This is a genomic window from Citrobacter sp. Marseille-Q5395 (assembly GCF_947057495.1).
Classification (GTDB): domain Bacteria; phylum Pseudomonadota; class Gammaproteobacteria; order Enterobacterales; family Enterobacteriaceae; genus Citrobacter; species Citrobacter murliniae.
This window is the reverse complement of record NZ_CAMSEL010000002.1, coordinates 224714-248683: the sequence shown is the minus strand read 5'-3', so window position 1 is coordinate 248683 and position 23970 is coordinate 224714. Positions and strand designations below refer to the sequence as shown.

Here is a 23970-nt window from a genome sequence, read left to right as displayed (position 1 = left end):
AGTATCCCTATTTTTGGCTGAGCTGCGATTTATCCAGCAAATAAGTTCAGTGGTAACCTCCCGTTGGTATCCGTTGTCATATGGCATGCTGTTTGCCAGAACTCAAGCAAAGTACTGTTGCACTCGCACACTTTGAAATCCCTCTGGAAACCGCACGCGACGGACTACGAAAAGCGAAGGCTTTGGGCAATACAACGTTCCTCAACCCGGCACCGACTCGCAATTTACGCGGCATCGCCCTGAGTGCCTTTGATAATCTGACGACATAGCTACCGACGATCAGGCTGTTACAGACGCAACCTACCCGTTCTAACTCTCCTGGCAGGGGAAGTAATACCACTGAAACGCATTCCGTCATGGAACCATTTGGCATGCCATGCAGTTTTTTCGACTTAAACCACTTAGGATGATTCTTTTTATTACAAATAATGTTATGTTATAACATAACTTAAAAATAGAAGAAGATTTATGAAATTTACACCCTCCCTTATCGCACTTAGCGTTTTTGCCAGTCTTTCATCCTTCGCTCATGCCGCTGAAGAAACACTGGTGGTTACGGCCACCAGCAATGGCAGCAGTTTTTCCGAGCAGACGGATTCTAAACTGCTTGCCGTAGGCTCCGGCTCCCGTCTGGGTTTAACCGACAAACAGACGCCACGCCATACGGAAACCATCAGCCAAGAAACCCTGAAGAAGAAAGGCAAACGCACCCTGACTGAAGTGGTGGAAACAGCGCCAGGTCTGTCGGGCACCAGTTCCCCTACTCTGTCTAACTCGGTATCCCTGCGCGGTTTCTCCGGTGTGTCCTGGCTGCTGAATGGCGTAGCCGTTCCAGGCAGTACCATCCAGATTGCCGATCCGGCGCACTATGAAAACGTCGATATCCTCTACGGCACGGGTTCTGTGCTGAACGGGCTTAGTAATGCAGGCGGCAGCGTAAACCTGATTTCCCGCAAGGCCTCCTTCATACCGCAGCCTGTTGAAGTGGATTATGGCTATTCCAGCCATAACAGCCATCGCGCCCATGTAGGCGCAGGCGGTACTCTGGTAGACGGTCTGGCCGCTGGCCGTGTGGATGTGAGCGCATCCAATACCGGAACTCAGGTCGAAAAAGAACGCAGCCGTCCAGAACGCGTGACGGCCAACCTGCTGCTGACCCCGACCGACACCACCGAGGTTACGCTTGATCTTGACCGCAGCCTGACCGACCAGCACAACCCGTATTTTGGTACGCCGGTAATTGATGGCAAAATCGATAAAGGCCTGCGTCATGTGAACTACAACAACATTCAGGACGCATTCATCCGCAGCCAGGCCACCTCTATCCAGTCCACCCAGACCTGGCGCGCCACGGAATACCTAATCTTTGATAACCAGTTTTACTATTACAAAGGCTTCCGCGAGTGGCAGAACGCCGAGCGCTATTTCCAGTCGAAGACGCAGGCAGCAGGCACCACCACCCGCGATTCCTACGGCGCAATCGCGCACGATGACAAGCTGGCGGGCAACCGCACCATGGTGACCTGGGATCACTCCATCGCCTCCATGGATAACCGTGTGACCGCAGGCGTGGACTTCAGCAAGCGTGAATTCCAGTATTACTCGAACGGCTTCCCTGGTGGTGAAGATGTATCCCTGACTAACCCGGCCTCTAACACCTTCCGCGCTGGCGCGGGTGGCAAGATGCGCGCCCCAGTTCGTCACATCATCCAGAACCAGTACGCCCTGTTGCTGGAAGACAACCTTAACGTAACGGATTCCGTCGCCCTGCTTACCCAGCTCCGCTACACCAATATGGATATGCACTGGAACTACCAGCAGGCGGGGAAAGTCATCGACCGTGGTTATAATTTCATGAGTGTGGGCGTGGGCCCGAGCTGGGCTATCAACGATGACTGGACGGTGTACGCAAACTACTCCACCGGGAAAGAACCTGGCAGCGATATCTTCTTTATCAGCCCGGAACAGACATCCCTGCCGCTCACCGATGTTCGCCAGTATGAAGCAGGCGTGAAGGGTGCTTTCTGGGATAAACGCGGCGAAATGAAATTGGCCGTTTACGATCTCCAGAAAACCAACCTCTACCAGCAATCTGCTACGCAAGCAGGCGTATGGAACGCGGTCGGCAAACAGACTTCACGCGGTGTTGAGTTAAGCGGCGCAATGAAGCCAGTTGATAGCGTCACGCTTGCCGGTAATGTGGCGTACACCCACGCCCGCTTTGATGAGTTCAAGCAAGGCACTAAAGACCTGTCTGGCAACCAGCCGCGCTACGTACCAGAATGGACGGCCAACCTGTTTGGGCGCTACATGCCGACCGAGAAACTGGGCTTAGACGCGCAACTCCACTACGTGGGGAGCAGCTACAACGATGATGCGAACACCAACAAGATGAGTGATTACACCACCGTTGATCTGGGCGCTGATTACGAGCTGGTGAAAGATGTTGTGGTGGGCACCCGCGTGCGCAACCTGACCGCTCGCTTCTACACCTGGCAGCGCACCTACGCAGGCCAGGAAATGATCGCACCAGGCCGTACCTATGAAGCCTACGTGAACATGAAGTTCTGATGCTTCGTCTCGCCATTCTTCCGCTTCTGGTTGCCTGCAACAGCTTTGCCCATCCGGTAACGCTTGAAAACTGCGGCAAGCGCTGGACGTTCGCACACCCACCGAAACGGGCTATCGCCTACATGCCGACCGCGATAGAAAACATGCTCGCTCTGCATCTGGGGGATTCCATCATCAGCGCGGTGGGGTATCGGCCAGATGAAGATACCGCGCCGTCGCCCTGGGCTGCTCCACTAAAAGCCCAGCTCGATGACGCGGCCTGGTCTGGCGAGGCGCTGTTAGCCTCCCGGCCGGACTTTATCTACTCAGGGAGCTATTACTGGTTTAACAGCCCTGAAACCGCTAACCGCGAACGCCTGGAGGAATGGCGAATCGGGAGCTGGCTTATCGAAAGCATGTGCAACGGGCTGCAAGGTGCAACCCCTGCCCCCGTCACCTTCGAGGGGATTTACGATGAGCTGCGCAATCTCGCCCGTATCTATGACGTTGCCCCCCGCGCTGACGCTCTGATAACCAGGCTGAAAGCGCTGGTAGCTGCCGATACTCGCGTGAAGCTCCCGCCCAAAACACTGATGTGGTGGTACTCCAATACCGCCACGCCTTATGTGGCAGGCGGTTACGGTGCATCCGAGCTGCTTACGCAGACCATTGGCAGTAAAAACATCTTTGATGGTTATCGTGAGCTGTGGCCCGCGATGAACTGGGAAGTAATCGCGGTTCTCGATCCTGATTTTCTGGTGCTGGGCGACTTAAAACGTGGCGGCCCAGGTGACAGCGCCAAAAGCAAAATTGAGTTTCTGGAGCACAACCCGCTTACGGCCAGCATGAAAGCCGTCAAAGCAAGGCACTACATCATCTTGCCAGGCTACGACATGGACGCTTCTGCGCGTTCTGTACTGGCCTTGCATCGACTTGTCACGCAAATGCAGTCTTTTACCAAGGAACCACAATGACTTTTCCAGCCCGCGATTTACTGAATAACTGGGATCAGCAACAAAACGCCTACATCGCGCACCGCGAAGAACGTTTCACCGCCGCTCTCGATGTACTGGCAATGACCTTTGGTGATGATTTTCACGTTGTCGATGTGGCCTGTGGCCCAGGCTCCTTTAGCCTGCGCCTGTTAAACCGCTTCCCGAACGCTCGGGTGACGGCCATCGATCTTGATCCACTGCTGCTGACCCTGGCAAAAGAAGCCATGATCGAGCACAAAGACCGCATCCAGTTCATTCATGCTGATATCGCGCTACCGACCTGTTTTGATTCCGTTGAAGGAAAACCGCAGGCCATGGTATCCAGTACGGCCATTCACTGGCTGTTACCGGAACAGCAGACTGTGCTTTACCGCAATATCTATCACACTCTGGATCAGGGCGGCCTGTTCATGAATGCCGACCACCAGCGTTTTGATAACCGCAACCCACGCCAGAAACTGATGGCGCAAATGCACGATGAGCTGACGCAGGAACAAGGCTGGGCGGCGGGCGCGCAGGACTGGGATACCTGGTTTGAAACAGCAACCCGCCACCCTGAACTTGCCGAAAAAATGGATGAACGTACCGCTATCTTTGCTGGCCGTCCGATGCCGCTGCCGACGCCGATAGAATTCCAGCTCGCCATGCTGCGTCAGGCAGGCTTTGACGAGACTGGTACCGTCTGGCAGTTCCTGGATGATTACGTTATCGCTGGCTGGAAATAACCATGCTACGTTCCTCCGTCATCCGTGTTTTGATTCTGGTGCCAGCGTTACTGCTAGTGCTGTGTGTTGCCATTAAATTCGGCCCTGTCACCTTCTCACTTGATGAGGTGGTGAACGCCGTGATGGCGGGTTACTGGCATAGCGATACGGAAGGAACACTGCACCAGCGGATTGTATGGTCGCTGCGATTGCCCCGCGCCCTGCTGGCCACGCTGGCAGGCGCATCCCTGGCGCTGGCTGGAACCGTGCTTCAGTCGCTGACGCGCAACCCACTGGCTGATCCATGGGTGCTGGGTATTTCCTCCGGCGCTGGCGCTGGGGCGGTGCTGGTTATCGCGCTCGGTCTCAGTGTGGGCTGGGCGGCTGTCCCGGCAGGGGCATTTTGTGGTGCGGTGCTGGCCTTTGTGCTGGTGCTGTCGATGGCGGGAAAATCCCTTTCCGGTTCCTCCAGCCGCTTCATCCTGACAGGCGTGGCCGTCACGCAACTGCTGTCGGCGCTCACCTCGCTTATCACGCTCTGGAAGACCGACGCGGATACCACCCGTGGGGTAATGTTCTGGCTGCTGGGCAGTTTCGCTCAGGCAAGCTGGATGCAGGTGCTGTTGTGTGCGCTGGTGCTGCTGCCTGTCGGGCTATTCTGCTGGTGGCGCGCCGTGGAGCTGGATGTTATGACCTTCGGGAGCATTACCGCGCAATCCCTGGGTGTGGAAGTCGGCCAGATCAAACTGGTAATGTTCTGCCTGCTTACGCTGCTGACGGGGGTTGTCGTCGCCTGCTGTGGCGCTATCGGGTTCATCGGCCTGACCGTCCCGCATATCGCACGGATGCTTATCGGCCATCGGCATCGGACGCTGCTGCCTGCAGCCATACTGTCGGGGGCTATCTTCGCCGTACTGGCCGATACACTGGCACGCACGATACTTGCCCCACGTGAATTACCCGTGGGGATCTTAACCGCGCTTTTAGGCGTCCCTGTCTTCTTGTTCCTGATATCCAGAACGACCAAATAGCAATGTGGTGATCCTGTACTCGCTGACGCTATTCCAGCCGCAAGATCGGTGGCGTATCTAACACCTTTGAGTTTATAGTCAGAGAGTGGGCGCAGATGAAAAACGATAAAGAGTCATTTTCCCCAGCATCGGCATAAGGGATTAAATCTCTAAGGAAATCATTTAAACTTTGGTTAGCTAACTACAGCAACTCAAACAACTGCAATTATCCGTGATGGATAATCTCCGTATTGAAACGGCCAAATAAAATTCACGAATACATATCAACGCAAACCATAACAGGTAGTACAAGTCCCTGGATAAGCCTCACCTGCCCCTTGATCTGAGAGACAGAGAAGAAATTTGTACCTCCAAGTACCATTTCATTTAACATAACCTCAGGCGCTAAATCCTCTGGAGTTTTAGTCATTTTTACATCCGTTATATTAAAAATATTTGAACCAACGACCTTATCTACACTAACCTGATAATCTCTATTAATCAGATAACTTTCCCCCTTCTGAGTCATTATTCCTTTATGAATGATAGTAACAGCGCCAGAACTATTAAAGATAAAAAAAGATGTCACACGGATCTCTGCATCTTCACCAGATGAATCAGCTTTACGTACAACGACATCTGATTGACACCGAAAATCATCAAGATGATGTTCATCCCGGATAAAGTAATAAAAAATCACACAACCAGTGGCAATCAACATAATTATGACAAATATTATCTTTAACAACTTATCAGTCATCATCTAAGTTCCTGTCATGTTCCTGTAAGATATACAATTTTTATAATCGTCGGCCTCTTTATTCCAATAGCATACACCTAAAAAAACAATTTCAATCTGGTGTTGTCCAAAGTTTGAATAGTAGACATCAGCACCGGGTAATTGACAATTGACATGCTCATCAACAATCATATTTCGTATCCTGTCCAGATAATGATTTACTGGCTCAACTTTGTTTTTCCCAACAAAATAAACTGCACATTCACTAATTTTACCGAGAAAATGTTGATGAATACCTTCTGAATACGGGTGCGGGTAATCGTCTTTTCGAATTAGTAGCAAAAATGTAGTTATCCCTATAAAAATACTGATAAAAAACACCCTCAACTTCCATACATGCTGTCGTGAAAATTGAGAACAAAAATGCCAACGGGTATTCATGAGGAAAATTTTATTGCGGGGTATTTTTTCTGCCACCTGTTTTTGACTATCAGAAACTCTCAGTGTGTGATGATCAATATTCGCCTCAAGACAGAAACCCTTGCCACGGATGGTCCTTATCAGCATGGGGTCACATCCGAGATAACGAAACGCTTTTCTTATTTCACTTACAGCTACATTCAGACTCACTGAAGAACCTGTGAATCCATGATCTTCCCACACTTTCTTTATCAAATCTTCACGTTCTACTACGTGTCCATTATTAATGATTAATACGTATAATAATCTTGCACCTTGATTAGATAAATGAATCGATGATTCTTCCTCACCATTAATCATAATAATTCCGCTATCGACTTCGTAAAGCATTGTAAGATCAATGAGGTACTTCATAAGTATCCTTACGAGCTAGTACATAAGAGAAATAATACCCACAAAATATTATGCGTCAAGTAAAGCCAACTAATTAACCGCAATGAAGTTATATATCCTGGTTAATTAAGAATTATTAAATGATTATTATGCATAGATATATCAGGCGTAGTAGATAGTAAAAATAATTCAGCCCAGCAAAGAAGATTATAATGTCGTTTATCGCCATTAATCAGTATAATGTTTTGATATGTGTCTTTTTGTTGCATGATACTCACGTTGAAGCAGAGTCGTTTCATCGACATACATATACCTCTGATGTTTCTGATTAGAAAATTTTAGTCACGTATTTAATTCAATGGTAAATCTGTGCGAAAGAATCAACTCCCCCGCTACATACCCATATTATTTGATATCAATCAAACGGAGTTTATTATGATTAAAAAGGTCATGATCGTATCTGCATTTGCAGCAGTTACCACTTCAGCAAGTACGATTGCTGCCGACGATACTGCTGGTGGCGTTATCAACTTTAGTGGTGCTATTACAGATACAACTTGTACAATTAATGGAGGTAAAAGTGCTGACTTTACTGTAGCGCTCTCTCCTATTACAATTACGGAAGCAGGAAATACTGTAGGCCTTATCAACAAAAATAAAAAGTCATTTTCAATGACATTCTCTGATTGTACACCAGCAGTTAGTACCTCAGGTATCCATTTTTTGAAAATTAATTTCTTTTCTGCTGATAATATTTCAACTGATGGGAAATATTTATTAAATAACTCCGTCAACGAAAACGACCCAAGCGTTGCACGTAATGTTGGCTTCTCACTTGTAGAGCCGGGTGCTACCGCACCAATTATTCTAAACCAACCATATACAACCTCGATTACAGAAGCCGCAAAATTATCTGACGAAGAGACACTCACTCTGGATGTTTACTACTATAAGACAAATACCACTGCCGCCACTGTGGGGGCATTAAGTTCGAACGTTACTTATACCATTTCATACCTGTAAGTCTCACCCATTCAGACTCTGCAAAAGCAGAGTCTGAATTAAAGGTTATAATCATGCTTAAAGCAACTTTACTGACTGTGTTTTTTCTAAGCATTAGCAATACACATGCTAATATAGTGATCAATGGCACGCGAATTCTTTATCCTGAAAAGAGTAAAGAAGTTATCGTTCAATTAATTAATAATGGCGATGCTCCTTCTTTAGTTCAATCATGGATTGATGATGGGAACATAAAATCAACCCCAGAAACTGCAAATGTTCCCTTTCTGCTTTCCCCCCCAGTAATAAAGGTTAACCCTAATAATGGTCAACATCTTCGCATCAAAAAGATACCGGCGAATCTGCCGACAGATCGTGAATCCGTTTTCTTTCTCAATGTACTGGATATTCCACCGACCCCTGAAAATTTACATGGTCAGAATACAATACAACTTGCTATCAAGACTCGTATCAAACTATTTTATCGCCCTGCCGCTTTAAATGGTTCTGTGGATAGTGCATTGTCCAGGCTAAAATTTATCGCAGAACATAAGCAGCTACGTATCATTAATGAAAGTCCTTTTAATATTACTATTGCTAATATTGAAAATATTCAAAAAGATAAATTACTGAATGAGCCGTTGATGATTTCGCCATTTGCACATGAAATCACCTTAACAACAAAAACTATCAACCCGGGTCAAAAATACTGGATTATGTATGTTGATGACCTGGGGGCATATAAACGCCACACTATCACCAGTCAGTGATAGGAATGTTTCATCATGCAAATTACACAAAACAAGTTTTATCTATTGGTTATATGTCCGCTTCTATTTTCGTACAGATCGAGCGCCCTGACTTTCGATACTTCTATACTTGCTGGAGCATCTGGCAAGTCTGATCTTTCTCGCTTTTATGAAAATAATGAAATGCCAGTTGGTAAACATCCATTAAATATCTACGTAAATGGTAACTGGAAAGGCTGCTATGATGTCATATACGGAAAAGAACGAGATGATATCCGTCTCGACTGGAAAGATTCACAACTACTAGGAATTAATACTCAAAATATCCCTACACCTGCAACTGAATCCGCTCAGGTGCAATTGCATGATTTGGTACAGGGAGGACGTATTGAAACGGATCCAGGTTCGTTAAGTGTAAAACTTACTGTTCCTCAGGCCGCGATAATTCGTACAGAAGAAGGTTATGTTGCCCCACAATTTTGGGATGAAGGTATCTCTGCAATAACACTTTCATACAACATGACCTACTACAACACGCAAACTAAAACACCCCCAAAAGTCAACAATGATGATTTCTACGCTGGTCTTAATTCCGGGGTTAATCTGCTCGGTTGGCAATTTCGTGATAACAGCACATGGAGTAAGCGCACCAGTAACGAAGGCCAGTGGGAAAATAATACCCGTTACTTTCGCAAACCCATTGCCGGACTGAAATCAAATCTGACTTTCGGTGATTTCTATACACCCGGAGATCTCTTTGACTCCCTTAGGATCCGAGGGTTTTCAATTAATTCTGAGATGAAAATGCGGCCTAATTCTCAACAAGGTTTTTCTCCAGTGATACATGGTATCGCGCAGACAAACGCTCTCGTTAAAGTAATCCAAAGCGGCAATATCATTTACCAGGAGAATGTACCACCGGGCCAATTTTCCCTGGACAGTATTCAGCCAACAGGTTCCGCAGGAGATCTCCTGGTGGTCATTCGTGAAGCCGATGGGACAGAGCAATCTTTCACCGTGCCTTTTTCATCTGTGCCTGGCATGCTAAAAGCAGGGGTAACTCAATACGGTATTATCGCAGGGCAAGTTAACCAGACCACTATTGATACCACTCCCTCTTTTGTTCAGGGGACTTTCAGTTATGGCATCAATAACCTAATTACGGGTTACACCGGGGCGATCATTAGTGATAACTACCAGGCAAGTTTGTTCGGTTCTGGCTGGAACCTTCCTTTCGGCGCAGTTTCAATAGATGTTACCCACGCAAACACTAAGCTAGAGAATGCTACAAATAGTGGGCAAAGCTACAGGATATCCTACAGCAAATTTATCGATTCCACTGCCACAAACTTTACTGTGGCGGCTTATCATTATTCAACAAAAGGATATTATAGTTTCAACGACGCACTTTATTCACATGAGAGTTATCATCTTCTGAAAATAAGCCATGAAGACTATACAGATAATGTTTATAATGCAACAAATACGCCTTTTAATACTAAAGAGGCAACATACACTACACGTCCTAAAAATACATTTACGCTCAACTTAAACCAGCGTTTGACTGACTCATGGGGGACTATATTTTTATCGGGTACACAGAGCGATTACTGGGATTCAGGACAAAAAAAACTCGAATATCAAATGGGATATTCAAATTCGGTGGGAAAAACCAGCTATTCCATCTCTTCCAGCCGCGTAAGGGATATTCAAGGAAAAGAAGAAACACGTATGTATGCTTCATTAAGTTTGCCATTTTCATTATTTGAAGAGACAGCCTGGATAAGTTCCAGTGTTTCTGTCAGTGATACACATTATGAACAAAGCAACATTAGTATAAGCGGGACAGCAATGGCTTCAAACCGGTTAACTTATTCCCTGTCCGAAAGCCACTCAAATAATGGTGATAATATGGCGAGTCTTAATGCCACATACAGGTCCAACTATTCTACCCTGGGGACATCATACAGCAAATCAGCGAATTTTCGGCAGTCAGGTATGAGCAGTCGAGGAAGCATTGTAGCGTTCCCATGGAGTATTCTCACCTCGAATGAAATAAGCAATACGATGACTATCGTAGAAGCACCTGCAGCCTCAGGGTTAATGATAAATGGTGATGAAAGCATCATTACAAACAATAAGGGCCTGGCACTTGTACCTTATGCTACGCCTTATCGCAAAAATTCAATTACGTTAGCAGAAACAGACACCCATTCAGGAGCAGAAATAATAGGAAATATGGCAAATAGCGCACCATACGATGGTGCAATTAATTATCTATATTTTGAAACAGATAAGCGACAAACATGGGAACTTCACGCAACACGGTCTGATGCTTCTCCCCTACCTTTCGGTACTGAAGTCTTTAATGAAGAGAATATCTCTGTTGGTTATGTCGGCCAGGCAAGCATGCTTTATTTGCGTGCAGAACATCCACCAAAACGCCTGAGAGTCAGGATGCGTGATAGTTACTGTGACATAACATATCCCGTATTCAGTTTGAATTCACCTACTGCTATTTGTAAATAAAAACAGGATCGATAATAATGAAGTGGCTCCTTCTCATGTTGTTCGCTTTTGTCAGCAGCACTAGCTACGCAACCTGCTCCGGTAATGGTATAAGCTATGCCGCCCCCATAAATGTCGATTTATCAGACAAACTAAGCACGGCTACGCCAGAATGGACGGGGACGTTCACTACTCAGTATGCTGGCACTTTTAACTGTACAACATATAATAGTGATTTTGCGTATACTCCGATACTCTCAAATAACATAAAATACGCAACCATTCTTGGATTCAACAATAATAAACACATGATACTTGCAGAAATAACGAGTACTCATTCAACAGTTACTTTGAAATCGAATGGATTGCACTCTGCTTCAGAGTTGAATACCCGTTTCAACGTACGATTTTCGCTGGTAAACCAGGGAGGAATGGCTATCACAGGAGAAACAGTGAAACTTTATGATGTTTTGTTTGTGAGTGATCTTAGTGGATTGTCCTTTTCAGAAATCATATTATGGCCATTAAATCAGGTACAAAAAATATTCACATGGCTATTCAACGGTTTCAGGTGGCCATATGATACGCGCGACATGTTTGGTCAACCCATGATAATTAAATACTCACCGAAACAGACTACTTGTTCATTTATTAATGCTGGGTTGACGGTCAGTCTCCCTACCCTGGGAGTAAACCAGATTAACTCTTCAAACCAGCCCGGATTAACACCTTTTATATTGAATATGCGATGTCAGGATATAAGCATAGCTGGCACTTCAGACCGGGCAATCGAAATGTTTTTGTCAAGCAATACGTTACACTCCTCTGATAATTCAGTACTCGTGGACAACAGCGCATCTGGAATAAAAGGCATTGGATTGCGTTTGACTCTACAGAGTAAACCGCAAACACCAGTTATGATTTCCACCTCAAACACCAGCAGGGGTATGGCAACGCTGCTTTATAATGTTACGGCTGGACACTCTATAAGCGATAATTTCTCAATTCCAATGACAGTATACTATTACGCATGGGATAAAGAAAACATTACCCAGGGTAAAATAAATACATCCGCCACATTAAATATTATTTATCCATAAAATGAACATTCTAAATTTTATGATGATGTTTTTTAAACTTACTAAAAATAATAACGAAAACATCTCATCACTGAGCGATAACAGGTGGTATCAGTAATATTTTCCTGACAACTGCATATCAGGTAAAAAGGAGAAACGCATCCACACATAAAAAAGTGGAGCGCTACATTGGACCTTGTGTACAAACGTCGTATTACAGTTTTAAAAATCCACGCACTTGCGTGGATTTCTTTGAGACTTGCCAGCCCATCTCCGCTTTTACCACTTATCGCTTTTGCCCCGATGGATCCGGTTACGTTTTCTACGGTTAGCTTGTTTGCACCACTTTCATGACCGCAAAGCAGAAAACAGGCACGAATATATCGCAATAAGATATAACCACACCCATTGCATTGTTTCTTACCGCTGATCGGATACTCTTTTTTCACATTATCTCTGGCGGCGTTTGCCAGTACAGGATGGAGTGCAATCGCGCTGCACATGTGGTGTGCAATGCGATAATTTTCCTTGTCAGTAGAACGTCGGCGGGTTCGCAAATGCACCGTATGCCACTGGTGGAGTGCGGTGCAGAAAGGAGAAGAAACGCGCGTTATGAATATGAATAACGAGGAGACTTTTTATCAAGCCATGCGTCGTAAGGGAGTAAGCCGACGCAGTTTTCTCAAATATTGTAGCCTTGCAGCCACATCGCTGGGTCTCGGTGCCGGAATGACGCCGAAAATAGCCTGGGCACTGGAGAATAAACCCAGAATTCCGGTTGTCTGGATCCATGGCCTGGAATGTACCTGCTGCACCGAATCGTTTATCCGCTCCTCTCACCCTCTCGCCAAAGATGTCATCCTCTCACTGATTTCCCTCGATTATGACGACACCCTGATGGCCGCCGCCGGTACGCAGGCCGAAGAGGTATTTGATGACATCCTCAACCGCTACCACGGCAGATATATATTGGCAGTAGAAGGTAACCCTCCTCTGGGTGAGCAAGGCATGTTCTGCATCAGCGGCGGACGCCCATTTATCGAGAAATTAAAGAGAGCCGCGGCGGGAGCCAGCGCGATTATCGCCTGGGGAACCTGCGCTTCCTGGGGCTGCGTTCAGGCGGCCCGGCCTAATCCAACCCAGGCGACACCTATCGATAAAGTGATCACCGACAAACCGATCGTCAAGGTCCCCGGTTGCCCCCCCATCCCGGATGTCATGAGCGCCATCATTACTTATATGGTGACCTTTGATCGTCTGCCTGACCTGGATCGTCTGGGACGCCCACTCATGTTTTATGGCCAGCGCATTCACGACAAATGTTACCGCCGCGCGCATTTTGATGCCGGTGAGTTCGTCGAGAGTTGGGATGATGACGCCGCCCGTAAAGGATACTGCCTGTACAAAATGGGCTGTAAAGGGCCAACCACCTATAACGCCTGTTCTACCACCCGCTGGAATGGTGGTGTCTCCTTCCCGATCCAGTCTGGTCACGGTTGTCTGGGATGTTCAGAGAACGGTTTCTGGGATCGCGGTTCGTTCTATAGCCGTGTGGTCGATATTCCACAGATGGGTACTCACTCTACCGCCGATACCGTGGGTCTCACCGCCCTCGGTGTCGTAGCCGCAAGTGTGGGCGTGCATGCTGTCGCCAGCGCCGTGAATCAACACAACCGACATAAACAGCAATTAGCAGAAGCCGGACAACAGCAGTCAGACAAAGAGGACAAACAGGCATGAGTAACCAGTATCAAACCCAGGGATATACAGTAAATAATGCCGGTCGTCGTCTGGTTGTAGACCCAATTACCCGTATCGAAGGACACATGCGATGCGAGGTAAACATTGATGAGCAAAACATCATTACTAATGCAGTTTCCTGCGGCACCATGTTTCGGGGCCTGGAGATTATTCTTCAGGGACGCGACCCGCGTGACGCCTGGGCGTTTGTCGAACGTATTTGCGGAGTATGTACCGGCGTACATGCGCTTGCATCGGTCTATGCCATTGAAGATGCCATTGGCATCAAAGTGCCCGATAACGCCAACATCATTCGTAACATCATGCTGGCCACACTGTGGTGCCATGACCACCTGGTGCACTTTTATCAGTTAGCCGGAATGGACTGGATTGACGTCCTGAACGCCCTGAAAGCCGATCCGCGCGCAACATCACAACTGGCACAGAGTCTCTCTTCGTGGCCGATGTCATCACCTGGCTACTTCTTTGACGTACAAAACCGTCTGAAGAAATTTGTCGAAGGTGGTCAGTTGGGGATCTTCCGTAACGGTTATTGGGGACACCCTCAGTACAAACTGTCGCCGGAGGCCAACCTGATGGGTTTTGCCCACTATCTGGAAGCCCTCGATTTTCAGCGCGAGATTATCAAAATCCATACCGTGTTTGGCGGTAAGAATCCCCATCCTAACTGGATTGTCGGTGGCATGCCATGCGCTATCAACATCGATCAGAGCGGCGCGGTAGGCGCTGTCGATATGGAACGTCTCAACCTGGTTCAGTCGATCATCACCCGCACGGCCGACTTCATCAACAATGTGATGGTCCCTGACGCACTGGCCATCGGCCAGTTCAATAAGGCGTGGAGTCAAATTGGTACCGGACTGTCTGATAAATGCGTATTGAGCTACGGCGCTTTCCCGGACATCGCTAACGACTTCAGCCAGAAGAGTCTGCTGATGCCTGGTGGCGCTGTCATTAATGGCGATTTTAATAACGTGATGCCAGTAGATCTGGCCGATCAGCAACAGATTCAGGAATTCGTAGATCACGCCTGGTATCGTTACCCTGACGATCAACTGGGCCGCCATCCGTTCGAAGGTATCACAGAGCCCTGGTATAACCCGGGCGACGTCAAAGGCAGTGATATTCATATCCAGCAACTCAACGAGCAAGAACGCTACTCCTGGATTAAAGCGCCTCGCTGGCGTGGTCACGCCATGGAAGTTGGACCGTTAGCGCGCACGCTGATTGCCTACCACAAAGGAGATGCCGCCACGATTGAATCAGTAGATCGAATGATGTCCGCGCTCAACCTGCCATTATCGGGTATTCAGTCAACGCTGGGTCGCATCCTGTGTCGCGCACATGAAGCACAGTGGGCCGTGAGTAAACTGCAATACTTCTTCGACAAACTGATGACCAACCTGAAAAACGGCAATCTGGCTACTGCCAATACCGATAAGTGGGAACCTGCAAGTTGGCCGCAACACTGTCGCGGTATCGGTTTTACCGAAGCGCCTCGCGGAGCATTAGGGCACTGGGCGTCGATTCGCGATCATAAGATCGATCTGTATCAGTGTGTGGTTCCGACAACCTGGAATGCCAGTCCGCGCGACCCCAAAGGACAAATTGGTGCCTACGAAGCGGCATTGATGGGAACCCGGATGGCAATCCCGGATCAACCACTGGAGATCCTGCGAACTTTGCACAGTTTCGATCCCTGTCTGGCTTGTTCAACCCACGTACTCGGCGACGACGGCAGCGAACTCATCTCAGTCCAGGTACGCTAAGCGTTAAGGAAAGGAACGATGACTGGAACGATACCCAAACGCGTCGGGGAGGCGCGTGACACCGCCGTCAGCCACTATGTGTTCGAAGCACCTGTGCGCTTGTGGCACTGGCTTACGGTGGGCTGCATGTTGGTTTTGATGGTGACGGGATACTTTATTGGCCGCCCTTTACCCTCCGTCAGTGGTGAGGCCACCTATCTGTTCTATATGGGAGACATTCGGTTGGTGCATTTCGCTGCCGCGATGCTGTTCACGGTGATACTGCTGGGGCGCATCTACTGGGCCTTCGTGGGTAACCATTATTCACGAGAACTGTTTGTGGTACCGGTCTGGCGCCGCAGTTGGTGGCTGGGGGCATTTTCGGTGGTGCGCTGGTATCTGTTTCTGGAAAAAAAACCGAGGGATGATATCGGACATAACCCTGTCGCACAGGCAGCGATGTTCGGTTACTTCCTGTTATCGGTTTTTATGATCCTCACCGGTTTTGCCCTATACAGCGAGCATAGTCAGTACGCCATCTTTACCCCCTTCCACTATGTGACGGCATTTTTCTACTGGGCTGGTGGTAACTCTATCGACATTCACAGCTGGCACCGGTTAGGAATGTGGCTCATTGCTGCCTTCATCACCGGACATGTGTATATGGCAATCCGCGAGGACATCATGTCTGACGATACCGTCATCTCAACCATGATCAACGGCTACCGTAGCCACAAATTTCCCCGACGTCAGCACGACAAGGAGGCGTCATGAGTGAGCCAAACGTCATTGTGATGGGCCTGGGCAACTTGTTGTGGGCAGACGAAGGATTTGGCATTCGTGTCGCTGAACGCCTGTACGCCCATTACCACTGGCCGGAATACGTGGAGATCGTTGACGGTGGCACTCAGGGATTGAACCTTCTGGGTTACGTTGAGAGTGCCAGCCATTTGTTGCTGCTTGACGCCATCGACTACGGACTCGCACCAGGCACCCTGCAAACCTACGCCGGTGAAAAAGTTCCCAGTTACCTCAGCGCAAAAAAGATGAGCCTGCACCAGAACAGCTTTTCCGAGGTGCTTGCCCTGGCTGATATTCGCGGTCATCTGCCCTCGCACATTGCTTTGGTCGGGCTGCAACCGGCACAACTGGACGAATATGGTGGGAGTCTGACCGACATCGCGCGCGCTCAGCTACTGGCTGCGGAGCAAGCCTCACTTAGGCAACTGGCTGCATGGGGCATTGTGCCAGAAGCAAACGAAGAAGCGCGTTGCCTTAACTATGAATGCCTGTCGATGGAAAACTATGAAGGTATACGCATCCGCCAGTACCGGATGACGCTGGAGGAACAAGAGAAGTGTTGAATGACAACCCGTTTTCTGCGCTATGGCAACGGATGCTGGCCCGTGGCTGGCAGCCGCTGAACGCGTCTGAACTGGACACCTGGATAGAACGTGTTAGTGATGGCGTCGTACTGCTCAGTAGCGATCCCCGCCGCACACCGGAAGTCAGCGATAACCCGGTGATGATGGCCGAATTACTCCGTGAGTTTCCCCTGTTTGACTGGCACATAGCCATGGCTGACCTGGAACAAAGTGAAGCAATTGGCGATCGTTTCGGCGTATTTCGTTTCCCTGCCACCCTGGTGTTTACCCGCGGGGAACTACGCGGCATCCTCAGCGGCATCCACCCATGGGCCGATCTGCTTTCCCTGATGCGCCCACTGGTTGAAGAACACGTTCCAGCGGAGTCAGAAAAATGAGCGATTCCTTTTTCCATCTGCTGGGGCCGGGGACACAACCAGACGATGACAGTTTTACTATGAATCCATTGCCTCTCACCTGCCAGGTAAACAGCGCCCTCAGCATGGCGGCGCTGGAAAGCTGCCAGCATAGCCCGACGGTGATGGCATTGTTAGCCGAACTGCGCAAACAACTCACCCGGCGCATCCCTGCCAAAGAGGAAGTCCTCGGGTGGGATTTATCCGCACTAAATGCAGACGATCTCACGTTTCTCAATACATTGCTGGGTGAAGGAGAAGTTTCAGCACGTATTCAGCATGCAGATGGCAGCGAGAGCGAGATCCAGGAGTCAATTTTCTGTGGTATCTGGCGGATACGTCGCCAGTCCAGCAATCAGCAATGGGAAGAGCGACTGGAAGCGGGTAGCGCCCCTCTGGTGCTGTGGCAGGTGGCAACACTGAATACATTGCCGGACGATACCCTGCTGCCACCGCCAGTCGACGGGTTGATGAATGGCCTGACGCTGGCCCAGGAATTACTGGCACACGTTCGCAACCCGGCAACGCAACCCCACAGTATCAATCTCACCCAACTCCCGATTAGCGACGCTGACCGTCTGTTCCTCACACGCTTATGCGGCCAGGGCCACATCCAGATCCGCACTGTTGGTTACGGTGAAAGCCAAATCGATGCCACGGCATTACGCCATGTCTGGCATGTCCGCTGTCTGGATACTCTCAAGGGGATCCTGCTCGATAGTTACGAAATCTGTCCGTTGCCTGAACTGGTGCAGGCCGCGCCGGAAGATCTGCTCGACTCACTCCAGCGCCTGAACGAAGTCTGCGGCTGGCTGGAAGGGCCTCCACATTTTTAAGGTCCGTTACCTGGGCCAGTTGCATTTTCTGTTGCTGGTCTGACGCAGTTTGTCTTTCCCATTATTTCCATTCATCTGATTATTGCCTACAGGAGTTCGCATGTGGGATGTCATTGACTTATCGCGCTGGCAATTTGCTCTGACCGCGCTTTATCATTTCCTGTTTGTCCCCCTGACACTGGGGTTGATCTTTTTACTGGCCATCATGGAAACCCTCTACGTGGTGACGGGCAAAACAATCTACCGCGATATGACGCGTTTCTGGGGTAAGTTATTCGGCATTAACTTTGCTTTGGGAGTGGCGACCGGCCTGACCATGGAGTTTCAGTTCGGCACTAACTGGTCACTCTATTCCAACTATGTGGGCGATATTTTCGGTGCCCCGCTGGCGATGGAGGCCCTGCTGGCCTTCTTTCTTGAATCCACTTTCGTGGGATTGTTCTTTTTCGGCTGGCATCGCTTAACCAAATATCAGCACCTGCTGGTGACCTGGCTGGTCGCGTTTGGCTCCAATATCTCGGCGCTGTGGATCCTCAATGCCAACGGCTGGATGCAATACCCGACAGGCGCGCACTTCAATATAGATACACTCCGCATGGAGATGAGCAGCTTTAGCGATCTGGTCTTCAACCCCGTCAGCCAGGTGAAATTTGTGCATACCGTGATGTCCGGTTATGTAACTGGCGCTATGTTTGTTATGTCTATCAGCGCCTGGTATCTGTTGCGTGGTCGCAATCGCGAGTTTGCCCTTCGCTCCTTCGCGGTTAGCTCAGTATTCGGCACACTGGCTATCCTCGGCGCTCTGCAACTGGGTGACAGCTCTGCCTATGAGGTTGCCCGACTCCAGCCGGTAAAACTGGCAGCAATGGAAGGCGAGTGGCAAACCGAACCTGCGCCGGCCCCATTTCATGTGATCGCCTGGCCACAACAGGAACAAGAGCGTAATGCCTTTGCCGTGAAGATACCTGCACTGCTTGGCATTCTGGCTACCCACTCGTTAGATACGCCGGTTCCAGGGTTGAAGAATCTGATGGCGGAGACGTTACCCCGATTGCAACGTGGCCGGATTGCGTGGCTGCTGATGCAGAAAATTGCCAATGGGGACCGCACACCTCAGGTGCTCAGCGCTTTCCACCGCGTAGAAAATGATCTGGGTTATGGCATCCTGCTGGCGAATTTTGCCCCCGACATGAACAATGTCACACCAGATCAATATCAGGCGGCGCAACGCGGCGCAATACCTCAGGTAGCACCTGTATTCTGGAGTTTTCGCATCATGGTGGGATGCGGCTCCGCTCTGCTGCTGGTAATGGCGATTGCACTGATACAGACCTTACGCATGCGCATCGACCAACATCGCTGGGTGCTGCGTATGACGCTCTGGAGCCTGCCGTTACCGTGGATCGCCATTGAAGCAGGCTGGTTTATGACAGAGTTTGGCCGACAACCGTGGGCGATTCAGGACATTCTACCGACCTGGTACGCTCATTCAGCCCTGACCGCAGGTCAACTGGCCTTCTCTATGGGACTGATCCTTACGCTTTACACCCTGTTTTTAATTGCTGAAGTCTATCTGATGCAAAAGTACGCACGTCTTGGGCCGAGTGCGATGCAGAATCAACAACCGATGCAACAACAGGGATAAAGGAGACAATCATGTTGGATTATGAAACGTTACGGCTCATTTGGTGGCTGCTGATAGGCATCATTCTGGTAGCATTTATGGTCACTGACGGATTTGATATGGGAGTGGGATGCCTGTTACCACTGATCGCACGTAACGATGACGAACGTCGGGTGTTGATCAATAGCGTCGGTGCGCACTGGGAAGGTAACCAGGTGTGGCTCATTCTGGCAGGCGGTGCATTATTCGCCGCCTGGCCACGTGTCTATGCCGCCGCGTTTTCGGGGTTTTACGTAGCGATGATTCTGGTGCTGTGTGCTCTCTTCTTTCGTCCGTTGGCCTTTGACTATCGCGGTAAGATTGTTAATAGTCGCTGGCGCGCCTTGTGGGACACCGGATTGGTTATAGGGAGTCTGGTGCCCCCTGTTATCTTCGGCGTTGCGTTCGGCAATCTGTTCCTCGGGGTTCCATTTGCCTTTACGTCGCAGCTTCATGTGGAATACTTTGGCTCCTTCTGGCAGTTACTCTCGCCCTTTGCTCTGCTGTGCGGCGCATTAAGTCTGATGCTGGTGATCCTGCAAGGGAGCGTGTGGTTGCAGCTGAAGACCGATGGCATTATTCGCCAACGGGCGCTGTCTGCCACCAGCCGCAGCGCAATGCTGGTAGTGCTCTGTTTCCTGTTAGCCGGATACTGGCTATGGGCGGGTATTAATGGCTTTGTACTGCTCAGCCAAAATGCTAATGGCCCTTCCAACCCGCTGCTAAAGGCCGTGACGATATTACCTGGTGCCTGGATGAATAACTTCATGCATACGCCGCTTCTGCTGATTATTCCGCTGCTTGGCATGCTTTTTCCGATGCTCACACTCTATGCCTGCACCCACCGTCGGATTGTCTGGGGATTCCTGTTTTCTTCACTGACCCAGGCCTGTGTGATCTTCACTGCCGGAATAACTCTGTTTCCGTTTGTGATGCCATCAAGCACGCACCCACTTTCCAGTCTGACGGTGTGGGATAGCACCTCCAGTCAAATGACGCTCAGTATTATGCTGATTATTGTGTTGATTTTTCTGCCGATCGTCCTGCTCTACACCTTGTGGAGTTATTACAAGATGTTGGGGCGAATTAATTCAGAAACTCTCCGCCGCCACCATCATGAACTTTACTAGGAGGTCTGTACCATGTGGTATTTATTTTGGTTCGTCAGCATTGTGCTGATGTGCTCGTTGTCTACGCTGGCCCAGGTATGGCTTGAATCTCGTCAGAAATAGATTTTAACCGGAGGGAGTGATACGCAACCTCCGGTTTATTTTATTGGTAATTGCAAAATATCCATTGTTAAGTCATGTGTAACATCAGAAGTGAAGAGTTTGCGCTCCTCACTACCAGCCAACATGTTACTTACTGATTTTTCGGAGTTCTGTCACGGGCACGCCGCCAATACCCCAGTTATCTGTGTCAACCTCATCAATAACGACAATAGTTGTACTTGGATTTTTATTGAGCACATCGACCAACAATTGGGTAACCCCTTCCATCAACATTTTCTTTTGTTTATCTGTAGCACCTTCTTTCGTGATCTTTATATTTACGTAAGGCATGTTAACTCCTGTTAATTATATAAGTAACTATAACCAATTTCGGCTACATTATTTAATAGCGAACACCAACATGGCAATGCTATTTATTAGCAAACACTCTGTTTCATTTTTTACTAAAACTATCTAAGTATTTAACTTTTTCGTGCTGGAAATAGCTAATTCCTGCTGCGGCAAATAATGAACCTGCGCCCAAAAGAATCGATAGCGTCATCCCATTTTTGCTGGCCTGAAGCGCACTCACCATTAACGGTCCGGCGACTTGCCCGATGCCGTAGGTAAGCGTAACCAGCCCCAGCATGTTTATCTTACCTGGTGCTTTAATCTTTTTCGCCAGTGGCATGACCAGGGAACTTGTTCCCATAAATGTTGCACCAAAGCCAATACAGCTTAAGGTCAATAGCCAGGGAGAGTTTATGAATGATGCCAATACGACACAACTCGCCTGCATAATTAAGTTAACAGTCAGGCAAGGCAAGATATTCCACTGACGGGCAGCCCATAACCAACCGTAACACCCGGGGATAACCGCAAGACCAACAATCGACCATATATGATTTGCCAGAAAGTTATTTCCCATCCCTTGCGCCATTAACGGTAAATATGTAGCCACAATAATGTAACCAAAACCGGCCAGTCCATACAATAGTGCCAAATTCCACCATTGAATATCAGGCACTGACGTAGCGATCATTTTTTCGGGTGCGATAATATTTTTATTTTTTGGTAGCAAAATAATCAATACTACGAATAACATTGCAGATATAAACGCAGCACCTGACCATAAAAATTTTGAGTTTGCCGCGTAAGCAACACCGGCAATAACATATTCGTTACCAATAAAAATGCCTGCTCCGACACCGGCAAACAAGGAGGCGATGACAAAGGGATTGTGGGTATGCTGCAGGATAAGCATTGATCCAAATATCATCATGCCCGCACTCGCCACTCCAGCCATAAATCTGATGCATAAAACGATCTCAGGCGACGTCACAATGGCCATGAAATAAATAAGTATTCCGGTGGCGAGCGCAGCTGCCAGTAACATTCCCCTGAGATGATTCGCCCCGTTAAATATACCGAACGAGAAAAGAAGGCTTCCGACCAGGTATCCCGCATAGTTTGCGCTGGCAATCAGTGACAACTGCGAAAATGTGAAAATACCCTCATGCAGCATGACCGGAAGCATAGGTGTATATAAAAAACGCCCTATTCCCATTCCTAATGTTAGTACGATCATGCCGAATACAGCTGTACTCACTTGACGATGACCAGCAACGCTGTGCTCAAGATCCATTTTTTGGACTCAATATGCTAACCAAACTTAATTGTTATCTTACGTGATAAAATGATAATAAAAAGTTAATATAAATGACAAATGCGTTCACTTTGAGTGACAGTCCCTATGAACAGTACCTCCCTTAACTTGTTTAAAACCGTCGCTGAAACAGGCTCGATATCAGCAGCAGCCCGCAATCTCCACTGCGTTTCCTCCAATGTTACAACCCGTCTTAAGCAGCTGGAGTCAAGCCTTGATGTCTCGTTGTTTATACGTGAGAAAAACCGTCTCCATATCACACCTGAGGGTGAGCTTCTTCTGCGATATGCCAACAAAATTCTGGCACTTTTAGATGAAGCGGAGCTGTCCATGCAGGGGACAAAAGCGGCAGGTCCTTTACGCATAGGCGCAATGGAAACCACAGCAGCCGTACGTCTCCCATCCTTACTGGCAAATTTTCACCGGGAAATGCCTTCCGTTGAGCTGAATTTAAAGACGTCTTCAACAGAAGTGCTGGTACAACAGATCCTCAATAGCGAGCTGGATATTGCTTTCGTTGCTGACCACCATGGCTTACATGCTGAGAATTCGAGGCTGCAATCGCAGGTTTTATGTCAGGAAACGCTTGTACTGGTGACCGCAGCAGAGCACCAGGACGTTACTACAGGATCTGACCTTAAGGTGACAAGACCACTGGTCTTTGTGAAGGGGTGTAATTATCGCGCCAGATTAGGGCAATGGCTGCGACTGCAGAATGTAGATTATGCTGATCCTCTGGAGTTTGGCTCATTTCAGGCTATTCTCGGCTGCGTTAGCGCTGGGATGGGAATTGCACTTTTGCCGGAGAGCATCGTCAGGCAGTATGAAGGCAATTTCCCAATACGTTGGCACAGCATTACGCCAGAGATTGGTAATGTAAACACTGTGATGATCTGGTTGAAAAACCGGGAAGTCAGCCGCGTACTTAATTGCTTCGTATCATTTGTTGCAACGGCTTAATTTATAGATAAAAACCAGGGAATCCGTGAATATAAACACCTCAGACAATGCCTTGTCTGAGGTTCACGGTAGTATATAAAGAGCTTCAATATACTCACGTATTGGTATTATTTTTTTGTCGACCTCATCACCTTTTTCCTAAGTAAAATTCATTAGCTGAACTGGCACAAGACTAATACTTATCCTAGGGTTTAAT

The 23970-nt window shown here is 48.4% G+C and carries 23 protein-coding genes; 19 read left to right on the top strand and 4 right to left on the bottom strand.

What is annotated here, in order from left to right; all coding sequences use genetic code 11:
* The first annotated feature begins 92 nt into the window (after window positions 1–92).
* From OH663_RS04830 to OH663_RS04810, 5 genes are all read left to right on the top strand, one after another.
* Window positions 93–269: a hypothetical protein gene (locus OH663_RS04830; protein WP_200011017.1), complete on the top strand. Its 177-nt coding sequence runs from the start codon at window positions 93–95 to the stop codon at window positions 267–269.
* Between the two features lie 199 nt (window positions 270–468).
* Window positions 469–2571, top strand: coding sequence for a TonB-dependent receptor (locus OH663_RS04825; protein ID WP_200011019.1), 2103 nt, complete (start codon window positions 469–471; stop codon window positions 2569–2571).
* On the top strand, window positions 2571–3524 hold the full coding sequence (locus OH663_RS04820; RefSeq protein WP_233617227.1) for an ABC transporter substrate-binding protein: 954 nt from the start codon (window positions 2571–2573) through the stop codon (window positions 3522–3524). The genes OH663_RS04825 and OH663_RS04820 overlap by 1 nt, the downstream gene beginning before the upstream one ends.
* Window positions 3521–4270: a class I SAM-dependent methyltransferase gene (locus OH663_RS04815; protein ID WP_200011020.1), complete on the top strand. Its 750-nt coding sequence runs from the start codon at window positions 3521–3523 to the stop codon at window positions 4268–4270. The genes OH663_RS04820 and OH663_RS04815 overlap by 4 nt, the downstream gene beginning before the upstream one ends.
* Before the next feature lie 2 nt (window positions 4271–4272).
* Entirely contained in the window at window positions 4273–5280 is a 1008-nt protein-coding gene (locus OH663_RS04810) for a FecCD family ABC transporter permease (RefSeq protein ID WP_048221349.1), read from the top strand.
* 250 nt (window positions 5281–5530) lie between these two features.
* On the opposite strand, the gene OH663_RS04805 is transcribed toward OH663_RS04810, so the two are convergent.
* The gene (locus tag OH663_RS04805) at window positions 5531–6022 is read right to left on the bottom strand and encodes a hypothetical protein (protein ID WP_200011022.1); all 492 of its coding nucleotides are present in this window, start codon (window positions 6020–6022) and stop codon (window positions 5531–5533) included.
* A complete protein-coding gene (locus tag OH663_RS04800) occupies window positions 6023–6832 on the bottom strand; it encodes a winged helix-turn-helix domain-containing protein (RefSeq protein WP_048221348.1) in 810 nt (269 codons plus the stop codon). It lies immediately after the preceding gene.
* 414 nt (window positions 6833–7246) lie between these two features.
* On the opposite strand from OH663_RS04800, the gene OH663_RS04795 reads away from it, so the two are divergent.
* The 13 genes from OH663_RS04795 (at window position 7247) to cbdX (ending at window position 21169) form a co-directional block, all read left to right on the top strand.
* On the top strand, window positions 7247–7834 hold the full coding sequence (locus OH663_RS04795; protein ID WP_045443757.1) for a fimbrial protein: 588 nt from the start codon (window positions 7247–7249) through the stop codon (window positions 7832–7834).
* 53 nt (window positions 7835–7887) lie between these two features.
* Window positions 7888–8583, top strand: a complete 696-nt coding sequence (locus tag OH663_RS04790) for a fimbrial biogenesis chaperone (protein WP_045443760.1) — start codon at window positions 7888–7890, stop codon at window positions 8581–8583.
* 15 nt (window positions 8584–8598) lie between these two features.
* Window positions 8599–11091, top strand: coding sequence for a fimbria/pilus outer membrane usher protein (locus OH663_RS04785; RefSeq protein ID WP_200011023.1), 2493 nt, complete (start codon window positions 8599–8601; stop codon window positions 11089–11091).
* A gap of 14 nt (window positions 11092–11105) precedes the next feature.
* Window positions 11106–12170 (top strand): fimbrial protein, encoded by a 1065-nt coding sequence (locus OH663_RS04780; RefSeq protein ID WP_200011105.1) that lies wholly within the window; start codon window positions 11106–11108, stop codon window positions 12168–12170.
* Window positions 12171–12767: 597 nt separating this feature from the next.
* Complete coding sequence (hyaA, locus tag OH663_RS04775; RefSeq protein ID WP_045449661.1) at window positions 12768–13889, top strand: hydrogenase 1 small subunit; 1122 nt, start codon at window positions 12768–12770, stop codon at window positions 13887–13889.
* Window positions 13886–15679 (top strand): Ni/Fe-hydrogenase large subunit, encoded by a 1794-nt coding sequence (hyaB, locus tag OH663_RS04770; protein ID WP_200011025.1) that lies wholly within the window; start codon window positions 13886–13888, stop codon window positions 15677–15679. The genes hyaA and hyaB overlap by 4 nt, the downstream gene beginning before the upstream one ends.
* Window positions 15680–15697: 18 nt before the next feature.
* Complete coding sequence (gene hyaC, locus OH663_RS04765) at window positions 15698–16432, top strand: Ni/Fe-hydrogenase b-type cytochrome subunit (protein ID WP_200011026.1); 735 nt, start codon at window positions 15698–15700, stop codon at window positions 16430–16432.
* Window positions 16429–17022 (top strand): hydrogenase 1 maturation protease, encoded by a 594-nt coding sequence (hyaD, locus tag OH663_RS04760; RefSeq protein ID WP_045443784.1) that lies wholly within the window; start codon window positions 16429–16431, stop codon window positions 17020–17022. Before hyaC ends, hyaD begins: the two co-directional genes overlap by 4 nt.
* Window positions 17016–17420 carry a hydrogenase-1 operon protein HyaE gene (hyaE, locus tag OH663_RS04755; protein ID WP_200011027.1) on the top strand — a complete coding sequence of 135 codons (405 nt, stop codon included), beginning with the start codon at window positions 17016–17018 and terminating at the stop codon, window positions 17418–17420. The genes hyaD and hyaE overlap by 7 nt, the downstream gene beginning before the upstream one ends.
* Complete coding sequence (locus OH663_RS04750; RefSeq protein ID WP_200011028.1) at window positions 17417–18274, top strand: hydrogenase expression/formation protein; 858 nt, start codon at window positions 17417–17419, stop codon at window positions 18272–18274. Before hyaE ends, OH663_RS04750 begins: the two co-directional genes overlap by 4 nt.
* Before the next feature lie 100 nt (window positions 18275–18374).
* Window positions 18375–19919, top strand: coding sequence for a cytochrome bd-II oxidase subunit 1 (gene appC / locus OH663_RS04745; RefSeq protein ID WP_200011029.1), 1545 nt, complete (start codon window positions 18375–18377; stop codon window positions 19917–19919).
* Window positions 19920–19930: 11 nt separating this feature from the next.
* Window positions 19931–21067 carry a cytochrome d ubiquinol oxidase subunit II gene (appB, locus tag OH663_RS04740; RefSeq protein ID WP_045443796.1) on the top strand — a complete coding sequence of 379 codons (1137 nt, stop codon included), beginning with the start codon at window positions 19931–19933 and terminating at the stop codon, window positions 21065–21067.
* 12 nt (window positions 21068–21079) lie between these two features.
* On the top strand, window positions 21080–21169 hold the full coding sequence (gene cbdX / locus OH663_RS04735; RefSeq protein WP_071828965.1) for a cytochrome bd-II oxidase subunit CbdX: 90 nt from the start codon (window positions 21080–21082) through the stop codon (window positions 21167–21169).
* Window positions 21170–21295: 126 nt separating this feature from the next.
* On the opposite strand, the gene OH663_RS04730 is transcribed toward cbdX, so the two are convergent.
* A complete protein-coding gene (locus OH663_RS04730) occupies window positions 21296–21499 on the bottom strand; it encodes a 2-hydroxymuconate tautomerase family protein (protein WP_045443799.1) in 204 nt (67 codons plus the stop codon).
* A gap of 103 nt (window positions 21500–21602) precedes the next feature.
* Window positions 21603–22793, bottom strand: coding sequence for an MFS transporter (locus tag OH663_RS04725; RefSeq protein ID WP_200011030.1), 1191 nt, complete (start codon window positions 22791–22793; stop codon window positions 21603–21605).
* A gap of 108 nt (window positions 22794–22901) precedes the next feature.
* On the opposite strand from OH663_RS04725, the gene OH663_RS04720 reads away from it, so the two are divergent.
* Window positions 22902–23774 carry a LysR substrate-binding domain-containing protein gene (locus OH663_RS04720; protein WP_045443805.1) on the top strand — a complete coding sequence of 291 codons (873 nt, stop codon included), beginning with the start codon at window positions 22902–22904 and terminating at the stop codon, window positions 23772–23774.
* The last annotated feature ends 196 nt before the right edge of the window (window positions 23775–23970 follow it).